Source organism: Pseudomonas sp. Root562 (assembly GCF_001427125.1).
Lineage (GTDB): Bacteria > Pseudomonadota > Gammaproteobacteria > Pseudomonadales > Pseudomonadaceae > Aquipseudomonas.
Map to the genome: position 1 here is coordinate 78,489 of NZ_LMGK01000002.1, position 20,303 is coordinate 98,791.

At 59.9% G+C, this 20,303-nt stretch carries 19 protein-coding genes; 3 read left to right on the forward strand and 16 right to left on the reverse strand.

Annotation, left to right across the window (positions count from 1 at the left end):
• Positions 1 to 4: 4 nt before the first annotated feature.
• The 3 genes from ASD60_RS03250 to ASD60_RS03260 form a co-directional block, all read right to left on the reverse strand.
• On the reverse strand, positions 5 to 211 hold the full coding sequence (locus tag ASD60_RS03250) for a DUF1656 domain-containing protein (protein WP_056852614.1): 207 nt from the start codon (positions 209 to 211) through the stop codon (positions 5 to 7).
• Positions 198 to 2,186 carry an FUSC family protein gene (locus ASD60_RS03255; RefSeq protein WP_056852615.1) on the reverse strand — a complete coding sequence of 663 codons (1,989 nt, stop codon included), beginning with the start codon at positions 2,184 to 2,186 and terminating at the stop codon, positions 198 to 200. Before ASD60_RS03255 ends, ASD60_RS03250 begins: the two co-directional genes overlap by 14 nt.
• 157 nt (positions 2,187 to 2,343) lie before the next feature.
• A complete protein-coding gene (locus ASD60_RS03260) occupies positions 2,344 to 2,811 on the reverse strand; it encodes a ferritin-like domain-containing protein (RefSeq protein WP_056852616.1) in 468 nt (155 codons plus the stop codon).
• Positions 2,812 to 3,014: 203 nt separating this feature from the next.
• On the opposite strand from ASD60_RS03260, the gene ASD60_RS03265 reads away from it, so the two are divergent.
• Complete coding sequence (locus ASD60_RS03265; RefSeq protein ID WP_003213031.1) at positions 3,015 to 3,251, forward strand: DUF3820 family protein; 237 nt, start codon at positions 3,015 to 3,017, stop codon at positions 3,249 to 3,251.
• Between the two features lie 32 nt (positions 3,252 to 3,283).
• The gene (locus ASD60_RS03270; protein WP_056852617.1) at positions 3,284 to 4,465 is read left to right on the forward strand and encodes an aminotransferase class V-fold PLP-dependent enzyme; all 1,182 of its coding nucleotides are present in this window, start codon (positions 3,284 to 3,286) and stop codon (positions 4,463 to 4,465) included.
• 2 nt (positions 4,466 to 4,467) lie between these two features.
• Here the strand turns inward: ASD60_RS03270 and ASD60_RS03275 are convergent, their stop codons facing one another.
• From ASD60_RS03275 to zwf, 4 genes are all read right to left on the reverse strand, one after another.
• Positions 4,468 to 5,184 (reverse strand): intradiol ring-cleavage dioxygenase, encoded by a 717-nt coding sequence (locus tag ASD60_RS03275; protein WP_056852618.1) that lies wholly within the window; start codon positions 5,182 to 5,184, stop codon positions 4,468 to 4,470.
• 174 nt (positions 5,185 to 5,358) lie between these two features.
• Positions 5,359 to 6,024, reverse strand: coding sequence for a bifunctional 4-hydroxy-2-oxoglutarate aldolase/2-dehydro-3-deoxy-phosphogluconate aldolase (locus ASD60_RS03280; protein WP_056852619.1), 666 nt, complete (start codon positions 6,022 to 6,024; stop codon positions 5,359 to 5,361).
• 17 nt (positions 6,025 to 6,041) lie between these two features.
• Complete coding sequence (gene pgl / locus ASD60_RS03285; protein WP_056852620.1) at positions 6,042 to 6,755, reverse strand: 6-phosphogluconolactonase; 714 nt, start codon at positions 6,753 to 6,755, stop codon at positions 6,042 to 6,044.
• Positions 6,742 to 8,211 carry a glucose-6-phosphate dehydrogenase gene (gene zwf / locus ASD60_RS03290; RefSeq protein WP_056852621.1) on the reverse strand — a complete coding sequence of 490 codons (1,470 nt, stop codon included), beginning with the start codon at positions 8,209 to 8,211 and terminating at the stop codon, positions 6,742 to 6,744. The genes pgl and zwf overlap by 14 nt, the downstream gene beginning before the upstream one ends.
• Before the next feature lie 228 nt (positions 8,212 to 8,439).
• On the opposite strand from zwf, the gene ASD60_RS03295 reads away from it, so the two are divergent.
• Complete coding sequence (locus ASD60_RS03295) at positions 8,440 to 9,300, forward strand: MurR/RpiR family transcriptional regulator (RefSeq protein WP_170948639.1); 861 nt, start codon at positions 8,440 to 8,442, stop codon at positions 9,298 to 9,300.
• A gap of 185 nt (positions 9,301 to 9,485) precedes the next feature.
• Here ASD60_RS03295 and ASD60_RS03300 read toward each other — a convergent pair whose 3' ends face one another.
• The 9 genes from ASD60_RS03300 to ASD60_RS03340 all read right to left on the reverse strand — a co-directional run bounded on the left by ASD60_RS03300 (position 9,486) and on the right by ASD60_RS03340 (position 20,175).
• The gene (locus tag ASD60_RS03300; RefSeq protein WP_056852622.1) at positions 9,486 to 10,340 is read right to left on the reverse strand and encodes a D-hexose-6-phosphate mutarotase; all 855 of its coding nucleotides are present in this window, start codon (positions 10,338 to 10,340) and stop codon (positions 9,486 to 9,488) included.
• Positions 10,341 to 10,452: 112 nt separating this feature from the next.
• Positions 10,453 to 11,799, reverse strand: coding sequence for a carbohydrate porin (locus ASD60_RS03305; protein ID WP_056852623.1), 1,347 nt, complete (start codon positions 11,797 to 11,799; stop codon positions 10,453 to 10,455).
• Positions 11,800 to 12,022: 223 nt separating this feature from the next.
• Positions 12,023 to 13,183: an ABC transporter ATP-binding protein gene (locus ASD60_RS03310; protein WP_056852624.1), complete on the reverse strand. Its 1,161-nt coding sequence runs from the start codon at positions 13,181 to 13,183 to the stop codon at positions 12,023 to 12,025.
• A 2-nt stretch (positions 13,184 to 13,185) separates the two neighbouring features.
• Positions 13,186 to 14,031: a carbohydrate ABC transporter permease gene (locus tag ASD60_RS03315; protein WP_056852625.1), complete on the reverse strand. Its 846-nt coding sequence runs from the start codon at positions 14,029 to 14,031 to the stop codon at positions 13,186 to 13,188.
• Positions 14,024 to 14,932, reverse strand: a complete 909-nt coding sequence (locus ASD60_RS03320) for a carbohydrate ABC transporter permease (RefSeq protein ID WP_056852626.1) — start codon at positions 14,930 to 14,932, stop codon at positions 14,024 to 14,026. Before ASD60_RS03320 ends, ASD60_RS03315 begins: the two co-directional genes overlap by 8 nt.
• A 180-nt stretch (positions 14,933 to 15,112) precedes the next feature.
• The gene (locus ASD60_RS03325) at positions 15,113 to 16,414 is read right to left on the reverse strand and encodes an ABC transporter substrate-binding protein (RefSeq protein ID WP_056852627.1); all 1,302 of its coding nucleotides are present in this window, start codon (positions 16,412 to 16,414) and stop codon (positions 15,113 to 15,115) included.
• A 118-nt stretch (positions 16,415 to 16,532) separates the two neighbouring features.
• The gene (locus ASD60_RS03330; protein ID WP_056852628.1) at positions 16,533 to 17,792 is read right to left on the reverse strand and encodes a D-mannose isomerase; all 1,260 of its coding nucleotides are present in this window, start codon (positions 17,790 to 17,792) and stop codon (positions 16,533 to 16,535) included.
• 192 nt (positions 17,793 to 17,984) lie between these two features.
• Positions 17,985 to 19,454 carry an ATP-binding protein gene (locus ASD60_RS03335; RefSeq protein ID WP_056852629.1) on the reverse strand — a complete coding sequence of 490 codons (1,470 nt, stop codon included), beginning with the start codon at positions 19,452 to 19,454 and terminating at the stop codon, positions 17,985 to 17,987.
• Positions 19,444 to 20,175, reverse strand: coding sequence for a response regulator (locus ASD60_RS03340; protein WP_056852630.1), 732 nt, complete (start codon positions 20,173 to 20,175; stop codon positions 19,444 to 19,446). Before ASD60_RS03340 ends, ASD60_RS03335 begins: the two co-directional genes overlap by 11 nt.
• Positions 20,176 to 20,303: the final 128 nt, after the last annotated feature.

Below are 20,303 nucleotides of genomic sequence, written 5' to 3' on the forward strand. Positions count from 1 at the left end.
CTCCTTATAAAGGTCCGAGGACGACGGTGATCACGGTCAATACACAGACGTACAAGGCACAATCAAACAATGCTTCGTGCCAGACCCAACGACCAATCGGGGTCAGCCGCAACAACAGGCGCAAGGCGCCGGTCACCAGCAGCGCCAGCAGCACATAAATCAGAAACGGACTGAGCAACACCCCGCCCACCGCCCACTCACGCAAGCCCATGGTTTGCCTCCTGTTGGCGGCACCAGGCGCGCCAGCTGTTCTGCAATTGCAGCACCGCGCCCCGGGCCAGTTTCACTGCATCACTCGAGGGCAAGGCGTAAAGGTTTTGCACGAAAGCCTCGCTGGCTTCGGCCAGCGCTTCGCCGCGATCTGCCGCCGGACCTTTTTTCAGGACGCTTTCCAGTTGCTCGAGGTATTGCTGTTGCGCTGCAGAAACCGGAACCTGCGCAACCGCCAGGCTCAGGCGCAGGTGCAGCAATTCATCGCCGATATCCAACCCGAGCAGCCCGTCATCCCAGCGGCTTCGCGCCGGCTCGGGCAACTCCGGATAATGCCGCGCCAATTGCAGCAAGCGGTCGGCCATGCGCCCGCCGAACCAGCTCTCGGCGCCGGCCAGATTGCGCCGGGTCAGGCGCACCAGATCGTCAAGGGTAGCCGCGAGCAATCGACGGCCATGCCACGCCGGGTTACGCAGGATCAACAGATGGAATGCGAGCACCGCCGCACCGACGCCGATGACCATGGCCTGGGCGCTGTTGAAGAACGTCGCGACGTCGAACTTCATCTGGTTGAGCGGAGCCACCAGCACAATGAAATGCAGGCAGAATGACGTGGCCGTAGCGCCGATCTGCGGCTTGGCCATGCCCAGCGCCCCGAAAAACAACGGCACGCCCATACCCATGCACAACATGGCAAAACTGCTCCATTGCGGCAGCAGAATTTGCCCGACGATGAACGCCGCCGGAATGGCCAGGAATATCCCGCGCATGAAGCTCATGCCGATTTGCGCACCATTTTCCCGGCTGGCGAACAGGCTGCACACCACGCACGTCAACAACATCGCCCCCGCTGCCGCGGGCCAAGCGGTCGCCAGCCAGAAACTCGCAACCACCAGAAACGCCAAGGCACTGCGGGCGCCAAACACCAGGGCCAACGACAGATCGCGGTGAGGTGTCAGCGTCTTGGGCGGCGCGACCGGATCACCGCCCTCCTCAACGGCGCTCAACGCCGCCGTCGCCGCCATGGCCGTATCCATCAGCAAGGTGAAACGCACCAGGCAGTAACTCTGTGCCGAACTGATCTGCGGGTCGTGGGACGCGTCGAGCAAACGCGGGCGCAGGGCATGCAACGTCGCAGGATCGGCGACTTTCAGCGCCTCCAGCACTTCGTTCATCCACGGTGACAACTGCGCCGACTCTTGCGGTTCCAACTGTTTCCACTGCCGGCGCACTGAACGGGCGATGCGCAGCAGCATCAACAATTTCTGGCTCAAACCACTGATGGCGCGTGCCCGTTGCCGACCGAGAGGCCCTTCGAACCAGGCGTGTTCGCGTTGCGCGTCCATGGCAACGATTCGACCGAGAATTTCCAGCAAGCCTTTGCGTGCCTGTCCATCCCCGGCCAGTGTCGCCCGCGCGGCATTCATGCCACTTTGCCAGGCTCCTCGGGCCTGGTCCGACAGCTGTCGCTCGACCCGCAATGGCCAGAGCAAAGCACTGCTGGCGGTGGCGCAGATAATGCCCAGGCTGATTTCGGTGCAGCGTGCCACGGCTTGGTCAAATACGGTCAACGGATGATTGATGGCCGGCAGCGCGATGATCGCCACGGTGTACCCGGCCAGTACAAATGAATAGGACCAGGCACTGCGCAGTAATGTCGAACTGGCCGTACACAGTCCAAGCCACAATGCCAACGCCAGCAAAAACAGCCACGGTGTCTGGGCGAACAAGCCCATGAACACCACCGACATGATGGTTCCGACCAACGTCCCCAACAGCCGCGCCAAGCCTTTTTGCATCACCATGCCGGACAGTGGCTGCGCGACGATGAACGCAGTCATCAATGCCCAGGCCGGTTGCTCCAGGCCCCAGCGCAATGCCAGCCACAGCGCCACGCCTCCGCCGATCAAGGTCTTGATCGCGAACTGCAAGGCTCGGCGGTCAGGCGCAAACAACGCCTGCAAAGTAATGGGCACGTAAAGCACTCTTGAAAAGTCGTTTTAACGATAGTCGGCTTCAGGCCGGTCACTTGAAAAACAAATTATTAGCTAGCTATCTATACCCCGTCCAGCGCTAATTCCCGGGCACAAAAAAACGCCAGACTAACTGGCGTTTTTGACAGCAAACGAACGCTTACGAACGTGCGCGCGCCTGGTTACGCAGGGCTTTTACCTGATCGTGGTTACGTTGCACGCCGTGGTACTGACGCTCAACGAGATCACGAATGCCCACCAGGTTGTGCTTGTTGATTTTCTCCATGGCATCGCGATACGCCTTCAGCGCATGGTCCTCACCACGTTCGGCTTCATTGAGCACCGCTTCTTCATCCTTGCCGGTGAACATCGACTTTACATCGACCCAGCGACGATGCAGATCGCCACTGACGCTGGTGGACGTTTCCGGATCGCCGCCCATTGAACGCACCGCAGCCTGCAGCTCAGCGGCGGCGGTGCCACAGTCGGCAGCACGTTGCACAAACAAGGTTTTGAGTTCAGGGTGTTTGATGTCTTCGGCGCAAGTCTTGAACCCTTCCTGACCGTCTTTGCAGGTTTCAATCAGGTCATTGAGTACAGAAATCGCTTCTTTATTCATGTCGGTCATTTTTCAATTCCTTGCGGTTGATGAAAGATGACTTACTCATTGCAGGGCGCATGCCAGCTCAACAGACATAAATTTCCCTATATTTTTCAATTAGTTACCATTACGGCGAAAATCTGTATCCGTTTTTTTTGCATGATCTGTCAATTGGCCTGCATGCAGAATGCCTGTATTTTCCAGACTGAATGAATGAAGACGACTGCGTGATGAACCCTGAAAAGCTCGAACTGCTGATTACCCGGGAAATGCCCTTCGGCAAATACAAGGGACGGATCATTGCCGACCTGCCCGGCCCATACCTGAACTGGTTTGCCCGGGAAGGTTTTCCCCACGGCGAATTGGGTGGCTTGCTGGCCCTGATGCAAGAGATTGATCACAACGGCTTGTCGGAGTTGCTGGAACCCTTGCGCGCCAAGCATGGCAAACCGGCACCACGCCACTGATCCACGCCCCCCGCCCCTGATTGAGTAAGCCCATGCCCGACAATACCCGCCGTGCCCGTGATGAAGCCTTTTGGCGGACCTTTGCCGATCGCTACGATCGGCAACCGGGACCGATCAATCTGGAAAACGGCTACTTCGGACGCATGTCGCGCACCGTGGTCGAGGAGTATCAGCGCAACATCGAGCTGATCAACCGCAGCAACTCGGTGTATGCGCGCCAGCGCTTCGAGCAGGGCGACAGTGTGAAGATCCGCGCGCAGTTGGCCGGGCTGATCGGTGTACCTGCCGAAAGTGTCGCCCTGACCTGCAACGCGACGGATGGTTTGCAATCGTTGATCCGCAACTACAATCGCCTTCAACCGGGCGATCAAGTGCTGATCTGCGACCTGGAGTACGACACGGTCAAGGGCGCGATGCGCTGGCTGGCGCGTCATCGGGGTGTCGAGGTGATCGAGATCGACCATGGGCACCCTGCCAGTTTCGACAGTTTACTGGCCACCTATCGCGAGACCTTTGCACGTTACCCACGACTCAAGCTGATGGCCTTGACCCACGTCACTCACCGCACAGGCCTGGTGATGCCGGTGCAGGCGATTGCCGCCGCCGCCAGGGAGCATGGCATCGATGTGATCCTCGACGGCGCCCATGCACTGGGGCAACTGGAATTCGATCTCGAAGAGCTGGGCATCGCCTTCGCCGCCTACAACCTGCACAAATGGATCGGTGCACCGCTGACCCTGGGCTTTCTCTACATCGCCCCCGAGCGCCTGGCTGACATCGACCCGGACATGGAGGAGATGCATTTTCCGATCACCGACATTCGCGCTCGCACGTCTTACAGTACGCCGAACATCCCCGCGCTGCTGACCCTGCCGCTGGTGCTCGAAGAGCATTGGGCCATGGGTGGTGCCGCGGCCAAGGGGGCACGGCTCAACTACCTGCGCAACCTGTGGGTGCGCGCGGTACGTGGGCACCCGGGTATCGAAGTCATGACCCCGGATGATCCACGGTTGTACTGTGGCATCACCTCGATGCGCTTTACCGCCCATGCCGACCAACAGGCGATGGCCGAAAAACTGCTCAGCGACTACAACCTGTTTACCGTAGTGCGCAACGGCGCTGCCAGCGGTCCATGCATTCGCATTACGCCAGGGCTGACCAGCACTGCGGCGGACATGAACCGACTGGCTTCGGCGTTGGCGGAACTGGCCTGACGTCACACGGTGTATTTATCGAAGTCTTCCGGCTTGATCTGGGTCGACACTGCAAAGGTGTCGATGCCGATGGTCATGTGCCCGAAAAATCCGTCGTCCCTGGAGTCTCGAGAGAGGGTATGTACATTCAGGGTCGAGGCCTCGCCGCCCATGGTTGTGTAAAAGTGATCTTGCTCATTGCCCAGCGGTCGCACAGCCCGTCCGCTGTACTGCCGACTGCCAAGCACTGAACGCGAAGCCACTTCGGGAAAGTACAGCTGCCCCACCCAGGCGACGTGTCGTTCTTCCAGATAGTTGTTGCCCGAGGTGATTCGCACGGCCACATGAATGTGCAGGGTACGGCCGGCATAGAAACCCGGGTAGATGGTAGTGAAGCGCACGTTCCCCGCTTTATCAGTGAACTGAGCACCACGCAGGTACGTATCGTCGTCGGTTCTCGGGATTGCGCCGATGTCGCCGACATCGACTTCCAGGTCCGGATTGATCTTGCTCCAGCCTGAATAGGCGCCCCGCGCATTGCAGTGCCAGATATCCACCAGCGCATCGGTGACCGGTTGGCCAGTCATGGCATCGATGATTTGCAGGCGCAATACCAATGGGATGCCGTCGGCGCCTTCGCTGATATTGCGTCGAATCAGTTTGGGATTGCGAAAATAAGGGCCGGCGATTTGTTCCGGGGACAGCAGGCAAACGGGTGTATCGGTAATGTTGGCGTCCATGACGTTCTCTCTTCCATAAGATCAACGCAGGCTAGCACTGGCCGCTTTTCCGGATGCGGTAACTATGTATCGCAGGATGTCTTGACGCCGGTTTTCATCAGGCAAAAAAAACGGTGCACCGACCAAGCGCACCGTAAAGCCGTAGAACACACAACGAAGTGTCGGGTGAAGCGATCAGTCCAGCAGCGCCAGTGCCTCGGCGGTGCATTCCTGAATGCGGGCCCAGTCGCCGTTCTTGATCCACTCAGGATCAAGCATCCAGCTACCGCCCACGCACATGACGTTCTTCAACGCCATGTAGCTCTTGATATTGGCCGGGCCCACGCCGCCGGTCGGGCAGAATTTCACTTCGCCGAACGGACCGCCCAAGGCCTTGATGGCGGCAACGCCACCGCTGACTTCCGCCGGGAACAACTTGAAGCGGCGATAACCCAGACCATAGCCTTCCATGATGCCCGAGGCATTGCTGATGCCTGGCAGCAACGGGATCGGACTGGCAACGCTGGCTTCCAGCAGGTCACGGGTGATGCCTGGCGTAACGATGAACTGCGAGCCCGCCGCTTCTGCCGCGGCCAGCATGTGGCGATCGAGCACGGTGCCGGCACCGGTCATCAACTCCGGACGCTGTTCGCGCAGGATCTGGATGGCCTTGAGGCCGAACTGCGAACGCAGAGTCACTTCCAGCGCGGTCAGGCCACCCGCCGCGAGGGCATCGGCCAGCGGCAGCACGTCCTGCTCGCGGGCGATGGTAATCACCGGCAGGATCCGCGCCTTGGCGCAGAGGCTGTCGATCAGGGCAACTTTATCCGCCATGGAAACGGTCGGGGATGGGATTGTCATAGCGGCTGTTCCTTGGCTCATGGGCACCAGTAAATCTCTAACGTAGGTTGCAGAAACGCGCGAATCGGCATTGCGGCGACATCGTCACCGGCCAGTGCGGTACTCAGGGTGGTCAACTTGGACTGACCGGAAATCGATAGAACCTTGTGCTTGGCCGAAGCCAGCAGCGCACGGCTCATGGTCAGGCGCTGATGCGGCACGGTCGGTGCGAGCATTGGATAGCAACGACGGCTACCGTCCGCCTGCAAGGCCTCGGCAAGCTTCGGACTGTTGGGGAACAGCGAGGCGGTGTGACCGTCATCGCCCATGCCCAGTACCAGCACGTCGATCACCGGCAACTCGGAGAGCAAACGGTCAGCCTGCTCTGCCGCCTGTTCCAGGTTGGCGCTGGCGCTATACAGGCTCAGAAACTGAGCCTTGGCCGCCGGGCCTTGCAACAGGTATTTCTTGATCAGGCCGGCATTGCTGTCGGCATGCTCGACCGGCACCCAACGCTCGTCAGCCAGGCTGATCACGACGTTGGACCAGTCCAGTTTCTGCTTGGCCAGGTGCTGGAAAAACGCCACCGGACTGCGGCCACCGGACACCACCAGGGTCGCAGTGCCCTGGGTGTCGATCGCGTCGCTCAGTTGTTTCGCCACGCTCAGCGCCAGGCCTTCGGCCAACAGCGTCGGGCTCTTGAACTCATGGGCGCTTACACCCTGAGGCAGTTTCAAATCAGATATCGCCATACCACGACCTCCCATCCCGCGTAATCAGTGCAATGGAGCTCATCGGCCCCCAGGACCCTGCCGCATACGGCTTGGGCGCATCACCGGATTTTTTCCACCCGGCGATCAACTGGTCACACCACTTCCACGCGGCTTCGATTTCATCTTTACGGACAAACAGGTTCTGATTGCCGCGCATCACTTCCAGCAACAACCGCTCGTAGGCATCGGGAATCCGTGCGCTGCTCCAGGTGTCGGAAAAATTCAGCTGCAACGGACCGCTGCGCAGCTGCATGCCTTTGTCCAGGCCTTGATCCTTGGTCATCACCCGCAAGGAAATGCCTTCGTCCGGTTGCAGGCGGATAATCAACTTGTTGCTGATTTGCAGACGCTGCTCGGGTGCGAAGATGTAGTGCGACGGTTCCTTGAAGTGGATGACGATCTGCGACAGTTTTTGCGGCATGCGTTTGCCGGTGCGCAGATAGAACGGCACGCCGGCCCAACGCCAGTTACGAATGTCGGCACGCAGGGCAACGAAGGTTTCGGTGTCGCTCTGGGTGTTGGAATTAGGTTCTTCCAGATAACCCGGCACCGCTTTGCCTTCGCTATAGCCGGCGATGTATTGGCCGCGCACCACCTGGGTGGTCAGGCCTTCCGGGCTGATGGGCGCCAGCGCCTTGAGCACTTTGACTTTCTCGTCGCGGATGCTGTCGGCGGACAGGTCGGCCGGTGGGTCCATGGCGATCAGGCAGAGCAATTGCAGCAGGTGATTCTGGATCATGTCCCGCAGCTGGCCGGCCTTATCGAAGTAGCCCCAGCGGCCTTCGATCCCGACCTTCTCGGCCACGGTGATTTCCACATGGGAAATGTAATTCTGGTTCCACTGGGTTTCGAACAGGCTATTGGCGAAACGCAGGGCGATCAGATTCTGGACAGTCTCTTTGCCCAGGTAATGGTCGATGCGGTAGGTGCGGTTTTCCGGGAAGAACTGCGCCACGGCATCGTTGACCTTGCGCGAGGATTCCAGGTCCGAACCGATGGGTTTTTCCAGCACCACGCGGGTGTTTTCCGCCAGGCCGACCTTCGCCAGGTTCTCGCAGATCGCGCCGTACACCGCTGCCGGCGTAGCAAAATAGGCGATGACCCGCTGGGCACTGCCTGCCGCTTCGGCCAGGGCCACATAGTCTTCGGGTCTGAGGAAATCGACGTGCAGATAGCTCAGGCGTGCGAGAAAACGTTCGACGACGGCTTCGTCCAGATCTTTGGCACCCACGTAGCGGCGCAGCTCGGAGGCGATGAACGCCAAATGCTCCTGCTCGCTGCCGGGCTCACGGGCCAGCGCGATGATCCGCGTGTCCTCGTGCAAGAGGCCTGCACCGTCGAGTTGATAAAGCGCAGGAAACAGCTTGCGCAAGGCCAGATCGCCAAGGGCGCCAAACAAGGCAAAGGTGCACGGTTCAACCGTAATCGAGAGCATGATGTTTGTTCTTTTATCAAGTTAAGCTACAAATACCTTTTTTCAAGGCATCACTCAAGGGAAAATGTAGTAATAACCACAACATTTTCGCAAAATACAGATTCCGAGTGGTGGTCGGTCGGAGCCATCAGTAGGATAGGCCACCGTTATGGGCCACACCAAAGGCCCTTTTTGCATTAGCCGCGCGCTTATCGGCGCTGGTGAATCAAGGAAACTCATATGGACCGCGTGCGAAATTTACTGGAACAGATCCAGAATCGCCTTGAAGAGCTGAACAAGGCCGAGCGCAAAGTCGCCGAGGTGATCCTGCTCAACCCGCAGCAGGCCACCCGTTTCAGCATCGCCGCCCTCGCCCAGGCCGCTTCGGTCAGCGAGCCGACGGTCAACCGTTTCTGCCGTTCGTTCGGCGTCAGCGGTTACCCCGAGCTCAAGCTGCAATTGGCGCAAAGCCTGGCCAGCGGCGCGGCGTATGTCAGCCGTGCGGTAGAGGCCGATGACAACCCGGAAGCCTACACGCAGAAAATCTTCGGCAGCGCCATCGCGTCCCTGGACAGCGCTTGCCAGGCACTGGACCCGAACCTGATCAGCCGCGCCGTCGACCTGTTGATCCAGGCGCGGCAGATCCACTTTTTCGGTCTCGGCGCCTCGGCCCCGGTGGCACTGGACGCGCAGCACAAGTTCTTCCGTTTCAACCTGGCCGTGACTGCCCACGCCGACGTGCTGATGCAACGCATGATTGCCTCGGTGGCGCACACCGGCGAGTTGTTCGTGATCATTTCCTACACCGGCCGCACCCGCGAACTGGTGGAAGTGGCGCGCATTGCCCGGGAGAACGGCGCTTCGGTGCTCGGTTTGACCGCGGAAAACTCACCATTGGCCAAAGCCAGTACCTTGAGCCTGAACATTCCATTGCCGGAAGACACCGACATCTACATGCCGATGACGTCGCGGATCATTCAACTGACCGTGCTCGACGTGCTCGCAACTGGCATGACCCTGCGACGCGGAGTGGATTTCCAGCCGCATTTGCGCAAGATCAAAGAGAGTTTGAATGCCAGCCGGTATCCGGTGGGTGACGAATTCAACTGATCCGAAATCTGCGCTGACCGGTCAGGCCTCATCGCTGGCAAGCCAGCTCCCACAGTGTCCGCGCCGAACCTGAAATGCTGATTGTTCCCACGCTCCGCGTGGGAACACAGCCCGTGACGCTCCGCGTCACTGGACGCGGAGCGTCCCTTGAGGCATTCCCACGCAGAGCGTGGGAACGATCCCCATTAAGCCGCCACCCGCGCCTGCAAACTCAAATGCGCCCGCTCCCCCGGTTTCAGGCACAGGCTGTCGGTGCCGCCGCTGGCCGCTTCCACGCAAACGAATTCAGATATCTCGTTCCAGCTCACCCCAAGCAACGGTCGTGATCCCGGATGCCACACCACCGTGTCAGCCGTATCGCCGGTATCGATGCACAACGCCCGATCCCAGGCGTGATCGTTAAGCTGCAACTCCCCGTCATGCTGAAACACCCGCTGGCATCCGCCATCGACCCGCAACTCGCCTTCCTGCTGGCAAATCTGTCGGTTCAACTGGTCGTAACCTTGCGCGCCTTCGAGCCCAGACAGCGCTACCTCACCGACATCGCCAATACGCCAGTAAGCGTGCAAAGCCTGGCTCAACTGGCATGGCATGTCGTCCTGATGCTCGGTACTCAAACGCAACTCCATGCGTTCCCCCAGGTGTGCATGCAGGTCCACTTGCCAGTCGCAGAGTTCAAGTTGCCAGTGCAAACGCACGCCATCCTCGTCACTGCTGCTATCGATCAGCTTCCAGTCGAGCAACCGCGCCCAACCATGGGACGGCCAGGCATTTTCGCTCGGATGACGGCCATACCATGGCCAGCACACCGGCACGCCACCACGGATCGCGCCCACCTGCGGCCACTTCGCCGCACACCACAGCCAGGGTTTCTGCCCCTTGGGTTGAAAGTGCAACAACTGCGCGCCCTGGCGACTGAACACCGCCTGACACAGCGGGTGATCAATGACCAACACGTCGCGCTTCTGATAGCGCTCCCAGGCAAACACCGGTCGTTCGCGCAAGGATTTGAAGAAGCGTTGTAGCGGATGCTCATGCATGTGCCACGGTCCTGAAAATCATCTGTCAGCGGGGTGCGCGGCCCTCCAAAAAAAAGCGGACAGCCTTGGCCGTCCGCAAAATGCGCACAGAGAGGAGCTTATCGCAGTCGCGTTAGAACACCGACTGAATTTTCAGACCGGCCACCAGCGCGTTGTCGACTTCATCCACACCGCCCGGGTGGGTGATGTATTGCAAGTTAGGACGCACGGTCAGCCAGTTGGTGACGTGGAAACCGTAGTTAAGCTCGTAGTTGTACTCGGTCTCACGCAGTGGCGAGAACAGTGGATCGTTGTAGTCGCTGACGCCATTGGCGGCGTTGGTCAGCTCGGCGTTTTTCTTCACGTCATCGTTGACATGGATGCGGGCGAAACCGATACCGAGGTCATCTTTCGGACGTGCATCGAACGGGCCTTTATACACGAACATCAGCGACTGGTAGTTGTCGACGATGTTGGTGTCCTTGTCGTGGAACGTCGCGTTGGCGGCGATGTTCAGACCGCGAGTGGCGTCACCGTTGTGGCTGGTGAGTTGCTGTTGCGCCACGAACCAGTAGCCGTGCTTGCTGCTGTGGCTGCGATAGGCATTGCCGCTGGTGGCCGCATCATTGCCGTTGTCATCCTCACGAACGTCATCGGCGCTGGCGGTGCTTTTGTAGTAACCGACACGGTATTCGCCCGGCAGGTTGCCAGGGTTGGGCAGCCACACCAGTTCAACCGGCAGGACGGTGCCTTTGGTACCACTGCCGCTGAGCTTGAAGCCGTTGCCGTGCTCCAGTTGCGACGGGTTCTGGTTGTACGCGCCGATCTGCGCATACCACTCAGGCGAGATGTTGTACTTCACGCGGATCGCCGCCTGGCTGACCGGCCAGTTGTACCAGATGTTGGTGGCCCAGTTACCCACTTGGGAACCGCAGAATGCCAGGTTCTGGAATTCGCACGGGAAGGTGTTGAAATCTTCACCCTCACCGAAGTAACCGGCCTTGACGTCGAGTTTGTTGTCGAAGAACTGATGCTTGATCCACAGTTGGGTCAGACGCACCATGTGGCCTCGGCCGTAGACTTCCTGGGACGAACTCAGGGTGCCGGCCCGCGGGTCGCCGACGCGGTCGTTGGAAATGTTTTCGCCGTTACGGTTGGTCAGCTGGATCTTGGCCTGGGTGTTATCCCAACCGAACAGCTTTTCCAGGTCCAGCGCCGCGCCCAGACCAAACTGGTCACTGTAGCGCGCGGTCTTGTCGTCGTTGAAACCGCCATGCAGGTTGCCACCGACTTCACCGACGTAGTCCATCTTGATGTCGATGCCCTGCTCGATCAGCTTGGTACGCTCGCCACCCCAATCACCGGTCATCCATTCCGAATCGGCGCTGAACGCGTCAGCCGCGTGCACGCTACCGGCCAGCATCATTGCCGCAACGGCTGACAACTGGCAGATAAGCTGAGCACTGTTGTTCTTCTTCATCCCTACTTCCTCGTTTTATTGTTATTAACTTTTCTTTTTCCAACGCGGTTACATCAGTTGCGGCGGATGACAGGCCATCCGCCACGGATTCCCCCTGTGGAGATGGGCTTTTGTGTGGGAGCTGGCTTGCCAGCGATGGCATCACCTCGGTTCGACGTCAAAACCAGTCGCCTGCATCGCTGGCAAGCCAGCTCCCACAAAAATCCATTCCCACCTATGATCTTCAGCGGCCTTTGAACTGGGCGACGTTGGCAGCGTGCGCCTCGGTTTTCGGCACACCGGCAACCCCCAAGCGCTCGCCGGTCTTGGCATCGAACAGCAGCACTTTCGCCGGATCGAATTGCAGGGTCAGGGTCTCGCCGACTTGCGGCGCCACGTCCGGGGCCAAGCGGCAGCAGACCTTGGTGTCGTTGAGATTGACGAAAACGAGAGTGTCCGGGCCGGTTGGCTCGGTAACCTGGACCTCGGCGCGAATGGTCGGCAAACCATTGGCTTCACCGTTGGCCAGTACGATCTGCTCCGGGCGCATGCCGAGAATCACTTCGCGATCCTCGAGACCGGCGTCCTGGATGCCCAGCGGCAATTCGCAACGGGCCTGGCCACTGTCGAGCAGCGCCACCAGACGACCGTCCTTGCGCTGCAACCGCAGCGGGATGAAGTTCATCGGCGGCGAACCGATGAAGCTCGCCACAAACAGGTTGGCCGGGTCGTTGTAGATCTCTTTCGGTGTACCGAACTGCTGGATGATCCCGTCCTTCATCACCGCCACCTTGTCGCCCAGCGTCATCGCTTCGATCTGGTCGTGGGTCACGTAGACCGTGGTGGTTTTCAGGCGCTGGTGCATCAGTTTCATTTCGGTGCGCATCTCGACCCGCAACTTGGCGTCGAGGTTCGACAGCGGTTCGTCGAACAGATAAATCTTCGGTCGGCGCGCCAGGGCACGGCCCATCGCCACGCGCTGTTGCTGACCGCCGGAGAGCTGGCCCGGCTTGCGATTGAGCAGGTGCTCGATCTGCAACAGCTTGGCCACGCGGGCGACTTCTTCGTCGATCGCCGACTGGCTCATCTTGCGGATTTTCAGGCCGAACTCGATGTTCTCGCGCACGCTCATGGTCGGGTACAGCGCATAGGACTGGAACACCATGGCGATGTCGCGATCCTTGGGGCTCATGCCGCTGACGTCCTGGTCGCCGATCATGATCGCGCCGCCGGTGATGGTTTCCAGGCCGGCGATGCAGTTCATCAGGGTCGACTTGCCGCAGCCCGACGGGCCGACAAGGATCAGGAACTCACCGTCCTTGATCGACAGTTCGATGTTCTTCAGGGTGTCCGGCAAGCCGGCGCCGTAGGTCTTGTTTACATTGCGAAGTTCGAGCGTAGCCATGATTACCCCTTGACTGCGCCGGCCGTGAGCCCGCGCACGAAATACTTGCCTGCGACCACATAGACCAGCAGGGTCGGCAGCCCGGCGATCATCGCCGCTGCCATATCAACGTTGTATTCCTTGGCGCCGGTGCTGGTGTTGACCAGGTTGTTCAGCGCCACCGTGATCGGTTGCGAATCACCGCTGGAGAACACCACGCCGAACAGGAAGTCGTTCCAGATCTGGGTGAATTGCCAGATCAGGCAGACCATGATGATTGGCGTCGACATCGGCAGAATGATCCGGCGAAAGATGGTGAAGAAACCCGCACCGTCGAGGCGCGCAGCCTTCACCAGCGCATCCGGAATGCTGATGTAGTAGTTACGGAAGAACAGCGTGGTGAACGCCAGGCCGTAGACCACGTGCACGAACACCAGGCCCGTGGTGGTACTTGCCAGGCCCATCTTGCCGAGGGTGAACGAGGCCGGCAGCAGGACGGTCTGGAACGGCAGGAAGCAACCGAACAGCAGCAGGCCGAAGAACAGCTGCGAACCACGGAAACGCCACATCGACAGCACGTAACCGTTCAAGGCACCGATGGCCGTGGAGATCAGCACCGCCGGAACGGTGATCTTGATCGAGTTCCAGAAGTAACCATCAACCGTGGCCCAGGCCTTGACCCAGCCGATGCCGCTGACCACGGTCGGCCAGCTCAGCAGATTGCCGGTGCTGATGTCTTCCGGGGTCTTGAAGCTGGTCAACAGCATGACCACCAGCGGTATCAGGTAAAGCAGCACAGCCAGGATGAGCACCGCGTAGATCGCGATGCGACTCAGGCTGATGGCAGGTTTGGCAGCGAGACTAGTCATGACGCTTGGTCCTCAGCTCGGAGTACAGGTAAGGCACGATGATTGCGAGAATCGCACCGAGCATCAGAATCGCACTGGCCGAGCCCATGCCCATCTGGCCGCGACTGAAGGTGAACGAATACATGAACATCGCTGGCAGGTCCGAGGAGTAACCCGGGCCGCCGGCCGTCATCGCCGCCACCAGGTCGAAACTCTTGATCGCAATGTGCGCCAGAATCATCACGGCACTGAAGAACACCGGACGCAGGCTTGGCAGCACCACTTTCCAATAGATGCGCGGCATGCTCGCGCCATCGATCTGCGCGGCACGGATGATCGATTGATCAACGCCCCGCAGGCCGGCGAGGAACATCGCCATGATGAAACCCGAGGCTTGCCAGACAGCGGCAATCACCAGGCAATAGACCACGCGATCCGGGTCGATCAGCCAGTCCAGGCGGAAGCCTTCCCAGCCCCAGTCACGCAACAATTTGTCCAGGCCCATGCCGGGGTTGAGCAGCCACTTCCATGCGGTACCGGTGACGATCATCGAGAGCGCCATCGGGTACAGGTAAATGGTGCGGATGAAACCTTCGCGCCGGATGCGCTGGTCGAGGAACACCGCCAGCAGCACGCCGATCACCAGGGTGATGCCGATGAACATGCCGCCGAACAGCGCCAGGTTCTTGCTCGCCACCCACCAGCGGTCGTTGTCGAACAGCCGCGCGTATTGCGCCAGCCCTGCCCACTTGTAATTGGGCAGGAACGTCGAGGTCGTGAACGACAGAATGAACGTCCACAGGATGTAGCCATAGAAGCCCACCAGAACGATGAACATGCTCGGCGCCAGCACCAGTTTTGGAAGCCAGCGCTGCAATGCATCGAACGGCGAGGCCTTGCTGAACACAGCAACAGAACTCATGGGAAGATCCAGTACGAGGAATAAAAACTTCAGACGATCCCGGTAGGAGCGGCTTCTGTGGGAGCTGGCTTGCCAGCGATCGCATCACTCGGGTGCAACTGTTGAACCGAGGTGCCTGCATCGCTGGCAAGCCAGCTCCCACAAAAAATGGCTGCTACAGGGGGGCAGGTAAGGACGACCTTATTTGGCCGACTGAACCGCCGCGCCCAGTTTCTTGGCCGCATCGGCCGGGTCGGCTTTCGGGTCGTTGATGAAGTTGGTCACGACATCGAAGAACGCACCCTGTACCGCCAGCGTGGTCGCCATGTTGTGCGCCATGCTCGGCTGCAAGCCGCCGGACTTGGCGTCAGCCAGGAAGTCCTTGGCTGCCGTCTGGGCGCACGAGTCGAAACCGTACTTGCCCATGTCGGCCAGCATGTCGTTGCGCACCGGGATCGAACCTTTGTTGATGCTGAAGACTTTCTGGAAGTTTTCGCCCAGCACGACTTTGGCGATGTCCTGCTGACCGGCAGCGGTGCCTTTGTCTTTCTGCTTGAACACCGCCAGCGAGTCGATGTTGTAAGTGAACGCCTTGTCGGTGCCCGGGAACGCTACGCACTCGTAGTCCTTGCCGGCGACTTTCCCGGCGGCGGTCCATTCGCTCTTGGCCCAGTCACCCATGATCTGCATGCCGGCCTTGCCGTTGATGACCTTGGCCGCTTCCAGGTTCCAGTCCTGGCCTTTGCCGTCGGCGTCCATGTAGGTCGCGACTTTCTTCAGCTCGGTCAGCGCCTTGACCATTTCCGGACCGGTCAGCGCCTTGTTGTCCAGATCGACCAGGGCTTTCTTGTAGCCATCAACGCCCATGACCGACAGCACGACAGCTTCGAACACGGTGCTGTCCTGCCATGGCTGACCGCCGTGGGCCAGCGGGATGAAGCCGGCAGCCTTGAGCTTGTCGCCAGCGGCGTAGAATTCTTCGAGGGTGGTCGGGTTCTTGGTGATACCGGCTTTCTTGAAGACTTCCGGGTTGATCCACAGCCAGTTCACCCGGTGAATGTTCACCGGCACGGCCACGTAATCACCCTCGTACTTCACGGTATCGGAGACTTTCTTGTCGAGCAGGCTGTCCCACTTCTCTGCTTTGGCAACGTCTTCGAGCACGTCGGTGTCGAGCAGACCGGTCGACGCCCACTCCTGGATGTCCGGCCCCTTGATCTGCGCAACGCCTGGCGGGTTGCCGGCAACGGCGCGGCTTTTCAGCACGGTCATGGCCGTCGCACCGCCACCGCCGGCCACGGCGCCGTCTTTCCAGGTGAAACCGTCTTTTTCGACTTGGGCCTTGAGCACATCAACGGCGGCTTTTTCACCACCGGACGTCCACCAGTGCACGACTTCGACCGAACCTTTGGAGTCGGCAGCGGAAACACTGAGCGGCAGCATTGCGAGCGGGAACAGGGAGGCGACAGAAATGACAGTAGCGAGGCGAGAAATCGCATTCATCTGAGATGTACCTTTCTTGTTGTTATGCATGCAAGTCTGGTGCTTGCGCTGCACAGGAGTTTAAACAGGACGCCTCCCCTCGCAGGTAACGAAGGGACGCGCGAATGTCACCGCATGGTTACACAGAACCGCCCTGGGACATTTGCGCCAGAGCCGTTGCCATACTGGGCGACAACGGTAGTCGAGGGATCAGCACGGCTTGCCAGGCGTGATACAGATCCGGTTTGCCCGGCCAGATATCAGCACTAGGGCGATTCAGCGGATCGAGTTCGTGATGCCAGCTGCCGTCGCATCGGTCGATGAAAAAACTGTCACAGAATTCCCAGAACAGTCGGTACCAGCGCTCGAATTGTTCATCACCGGTACGCTGCAACAAGGCGCTGGCGGCGGCACTGGCTTCGCAATGAGTCCAGTGCAGGCGATGGCGGACCACTGCTTTGTTGTCCCAGTCGAGGGTGTAGACAACGCCCGCTGCGCCGTCGACATCCCAGCCGTGCAGGCAATTTTGCTCGAAGAGTTTTTGCGCGTCGGTGGCCAGCCATCCGGGTGTCAGCATGCCGGCCTGCACTCGCGCCGCTTCGAGATGCAGGAGCAACCGCGCCCATTCGAATCCATGGCCCGGCGTGGTGCCGTAAGGACGGAAACCATCGGCCGGGTTGTCGTGGTTGTATTCGCGCAGAGGCTGCCAGTCGCGGTCGAAATGCTCGATCACCAGGTAGTCGTTGGCAGCGGCATGGCCGTGGATCACTCGCTCGACGATACGCTGCGCACGGCACAGCCAGCGGTTGTCGTCAGTGACATCGGCCAGGGCGAGAAAGGCTTCGGTGGCGTGCATGTTGCTGTTCGCGCCGCGATACGACTCCTCTTCGCTCCAGTCGCGATTGAAGGACTCGCGCATGGCACCCTCCTCCTCGCTCCAGAAGTAGGTGTCGATAATGTCGATGGCGTCATCGAGCAACGCTTGTGCGCCGGGACGCTGGGCGACTAACGCGGAACTGGCGGCCAGCGCGACAAAGGCATGCAGATAGGCATTCTTGCCGGTGTTGCCGTCGCGGTGTTCGGCCACCGCAAACCAGCCACCGTGCACGGCATCGCGCAACGGTCCGCGCAGAGCTTCGACGCCATGATCGACCAGCGCTGCAAACCCCGGCAGGCCTTGAATGTGGGCCATGGCGAAGCTGTGGGTCATGCGTGCGGTGATCATGGTTTGCGCTTGCGCATTGGCCGCAAGGTGACCTTTTTCATCGAGGTTACCGAAGCCTTCGGGAAGCTTCGAAGCTTTGGCGAACGCCAACAGGCGCAACCCTTCGGTGGCGAGCCATTGCTGATGGGCAGGTGCGTTCAGCCAACTGCTGAAGGCAGGTTGGAAGCTGTGCATGGAGGACCTTTTTTGTTGTTATGACTGAGGGCCAGCATAAACAACGGGCAGTGGCGGGCTTGTAACGAAGGGGCCGGGTTTTGTCACCAGTCTGTGACATTTTCTTTGCATTCATCGCGAGCAAGCTGTGCTCCTACAGTGCGTGGTGCCTGTAGGAACAAAGCTTGCTCGCGATGAACGATAACGCGGTCGTCAGTCTAGACTTCGAGGCAATTGAAGGGTTACGCGCAACCCGCCCTCACGCAAATTCTGCAGGCTGACTTCACCACCATGGCTATGGGCAATGTTGCGGGCGATTCCCAGCCCCAGGCCATACCCCTGCTGCTGCCCGGCCAAACGAAAGTGCGGCTCGAACACCTGCTCCAGCCGCTGCTCCGGGACCCCCGGCCCTTCATCATCGACGTGCAAAACAAACGCACTGTCGTCGTCATCGATGTGCAGATGCGCGTTCTGCCCGTACTTGAGGGCATTGTCGATCAGGTTGCCGATGCAGCGCTTGAGCGCCAATGGCTTGCCCGGATACGCCGCCAGCGCTCGTCCCTGCTGGGTCACGCGGCCATTGCCGTTGGGTGCCAGATACGGTTCCACCAGACAATCGAGCACATGATTGAGATCCACCGGCTCGATGTTCTCGTGGATGTCGGTGTCTTTCACGCATTGCAGCGCGCCTTTGACCAGCAGCTCCAGCTCATCCAGATCACGGCCGAACTTGGCTTGCAGCTTTTCGTCTTCGAGCAGTTCGACGCGCAGACGCAAGCGGGTGATCGGTGTGCGCAAATCGTGGGAAATCGCGCTGAACAACTGGCTGCGTTCAGTCAGGTAACGGCTGATGCGCTCGCGCATGGTGTTGAAGGCGCGACCGACTTCGACCACTTCACTGCCGCCACCCTCGGCCACCGGCTCGACGTCGGCGCCCAGCGACAAATCCCGCGCGGCCCGCGCCAGGCGCTTGAGCGGACGGCTCTGCCAGTGCACCAACAGACCGATGAACAACAGCAGGAAACCGCTGGTGAGTACGATGAACCACACCTGCTGCGCCGGCAGGCCTTGTTCTTCGAGGCTGGTGTAGGGCTCGGGCAGCAGCGAGGCGATGTACAACCATTCGCCGGGTGCCATCTGGATTTGCGTGACCAGCACGGGCGGATTAACCGGCTCCAGGGTCAGCGCGTAATGCGCCCAGGAGCGTGGCAGCTCGTCGAGCTTCAGGCCGGCGTTGAAAATCCGCAGATCCTCGGGGCTGACGAAGGTCACCGAAATATCGGTGTCATGGCCAAGGGACTGGCGCAACACTTCGTCCACCGCGTTGATCACCGCTTCCTTGCGCGGGGTGATTGGCAGCACGTCCATGCCCAGGGGTTTGTCATTGAGCGTCACCACGAATCGCGTACCGCCCATGCTACGCAACTGGTCGAGCACCAACGGCCGAAACGCCACGGGCAACGAACGGAAGTAACTGACGCTGGCGGTCATCGAATGGGCAAGGCTGCGGGCGCTGGTGACCAGGCCTTCAAGCTGGGTAGCACGCAATTGCGAGACCCAGATCACGCTCGATAACGTCTGGGCGAACAGCACCGCCAGCAGGGTCAGCAGCAACATGCGCCCCAACAGCGAGCGCGGCACCGGCACGCGCCCTGCGAGTTTGCGCAGGGATTCAGTGACCATTGCTGGCAATCACATTGGCTGCCAGTTGATAACCGCTGCCACGCACAGTGCGAATCAGCCGGGGCGGTTTCTCGGTGTCGCGCAGACGCTGGCGCAATCGGCTCACCGCCATGTCGACAATGCGGTCGAGCGGCATCAGTTCACGACCGCGGGTGGCGTTGCCGATGGTGTCGCGGTCGAGGATTTCCTGGGGGTGATCGAGGAACAGTTTCAGCAAGGCGAAATCGGCGCCGGACAGAATCACTTCTTCACCGTCGATGTGAAACAGCCGGTGGCTGACCATGTCCAGCCGCCAGTCATCGAAGGCCAGCACTTCCCCACCGCTGCGCTCCTGGCCGAACTGCGCACGACGCAGCAACGCCTTGATGCGCGCCTGCAATTCGCGAGGGCTGAAGGGTTTGCCGAGGTAATCGTCCGCGCCCAGCTCCAGGCCGATGACCCGGTCAGCCTCGTCGGAGCTGGCGGTGAGCATGATGATCGGCACCTGAGCCCGCCGCGGGTGCTGACGAATCCAGCGACACAAACTGAAACCGTCTTCGTCCGGCAACATCACATCGAGGATCACCAGATCACTGGGTTCGTCATTCAAGGCCTGGCGAAAACCGGCGCCATCGGGCGTGGTACGTACCTGAAACCCGGCGCGGGTCAGGTAGGTGTCCAGCAACTCGCGTATCTCTTGATCGTCATCGACCAACAAAATCGACTTGTTGACTGAGCTCACTTCGAAGGCATCCTTGTTGTTGGAATTGGGGCGGATTATGCCTGATGAACGGATCGTTCCCACGCTCTGCGTGGGAATGCCTCAAGGGACGCTCCGCGTCCAGTGACGCGGAGCGTCACGGGCTGCAT

Bases quoted from the DNA above. Each gene is read 5' to 3' on its own strand.
- ASD60_RS03250 (WP_056852614.1), bottom strand. From the start codon at position 211: ATGGGCTTGCGTGAGTGGGCGGTGGGCGGGGTGTTGCTCAGTCCGTTT.
- ASD60_RS03260 (WP_056852616.1), bottom strand. From the start codon at position 2,811: ATGACCGACATGAATAAAGAAGCGATTTCTGTACTCAATGACCTGATT.
- ASD60_RS03265 (WP_003213031.1), top strand. From the start codon at position 3,015: ATGAACCCTGAAAAGCTCGAACTGCTGATTACCCGGGAAATGCCCTTC.
- ASD60_RS03270 (WP_056852617.1), top strand. From the start codon at position 3,284: ATGCCCGACAATACCCGCCGTGCCCGTGATGAAGCCTTTTGGCGGACC.
- ASD60_RS03275 (WP_056852618.1), bottom strand. From the start codon at position 5,184: ATGGACGCCAACATTACCGATACACCCGTTTGCCTGCTGTCCCCGGAA.
- ASD60_RS03280 (WP_056852619.1), bottom strand. From the start codon at position 6,024: ATGACAATCCCATCCCCGACCGTTTCCATGGCGGATAAAGTTGCCCTG.
- pgl (WP_056852620.1), bottom strand. From the start codon at position 6,755: ATGGCGATATCTGATTTGAAACTGCCTCAGGGTGTAAGCGCCCATGAG.
- zwf (WP_056852621.1), bottom strand. From the start codon at position 8,211: ATGCTCTCGATTACGGTTGAACCGTGCACCTTTGCCTTGTTTGGCGCC.
- ASD60_RS03300 (WP_056852622.1), bottom strand. From the start codon at position 10,340: ATGCATGAGCATCCGCTACAACGCTTCTTCAAATCCTTGCGCGAACGA.
- ASD60_RS03305 (WP_056852623.1), bottom strand. From the start codon at position 11,799: ATGAAGAAGAACAACAGTGCTCAGCTTATCTGCCAGTTGTCAGCCGTT.
- ASD60_RS03310 (WP_056852624.1), bottom strand. From the start codon at position 13,183: ATGGCTACGCTCGAACTTCGCAATGTAAACAAGACCTACGGCGCCGGC.
- ASD60_RS03315 (WP_056852625.1), bottom strand. From the start codon at position 14,031: ATGACTAGTCTCGCTGCCAAACCTGCCATCAGCCTGAGTCGCATCGCG.
- ASD60_RS03320 (WP_056852626.1), bottom strand. From the start codon at position 14,932: ATGAGTTCTGTTGCTGTGTTCAGCAAGGCCTCGCCGTTCGATGCATTG.
- ASD60_RS03325 (WP_056852627.1), bottom strand. From the start codon at position 16,414: ATGAATGCGATTTCTCGCCTCGCTACTGTCATTTCTGTCGCCTCCCTG.
- ASD60_RS03330 (WP_056852628.1), bottom strand. From the start codon at position 17,792: ATGCACAGCTTCCAACCTGCCTTCAGCAGTTGGCTGAACGCACCTGCC.
- ASD60_RS03335 (WP_056852629.1), bottom strand. From the start codon at position 19,454: ATGGTCACTGAATCCCTGCGCAAACTCGCAGGGCGCGTGCCGGTGCCG.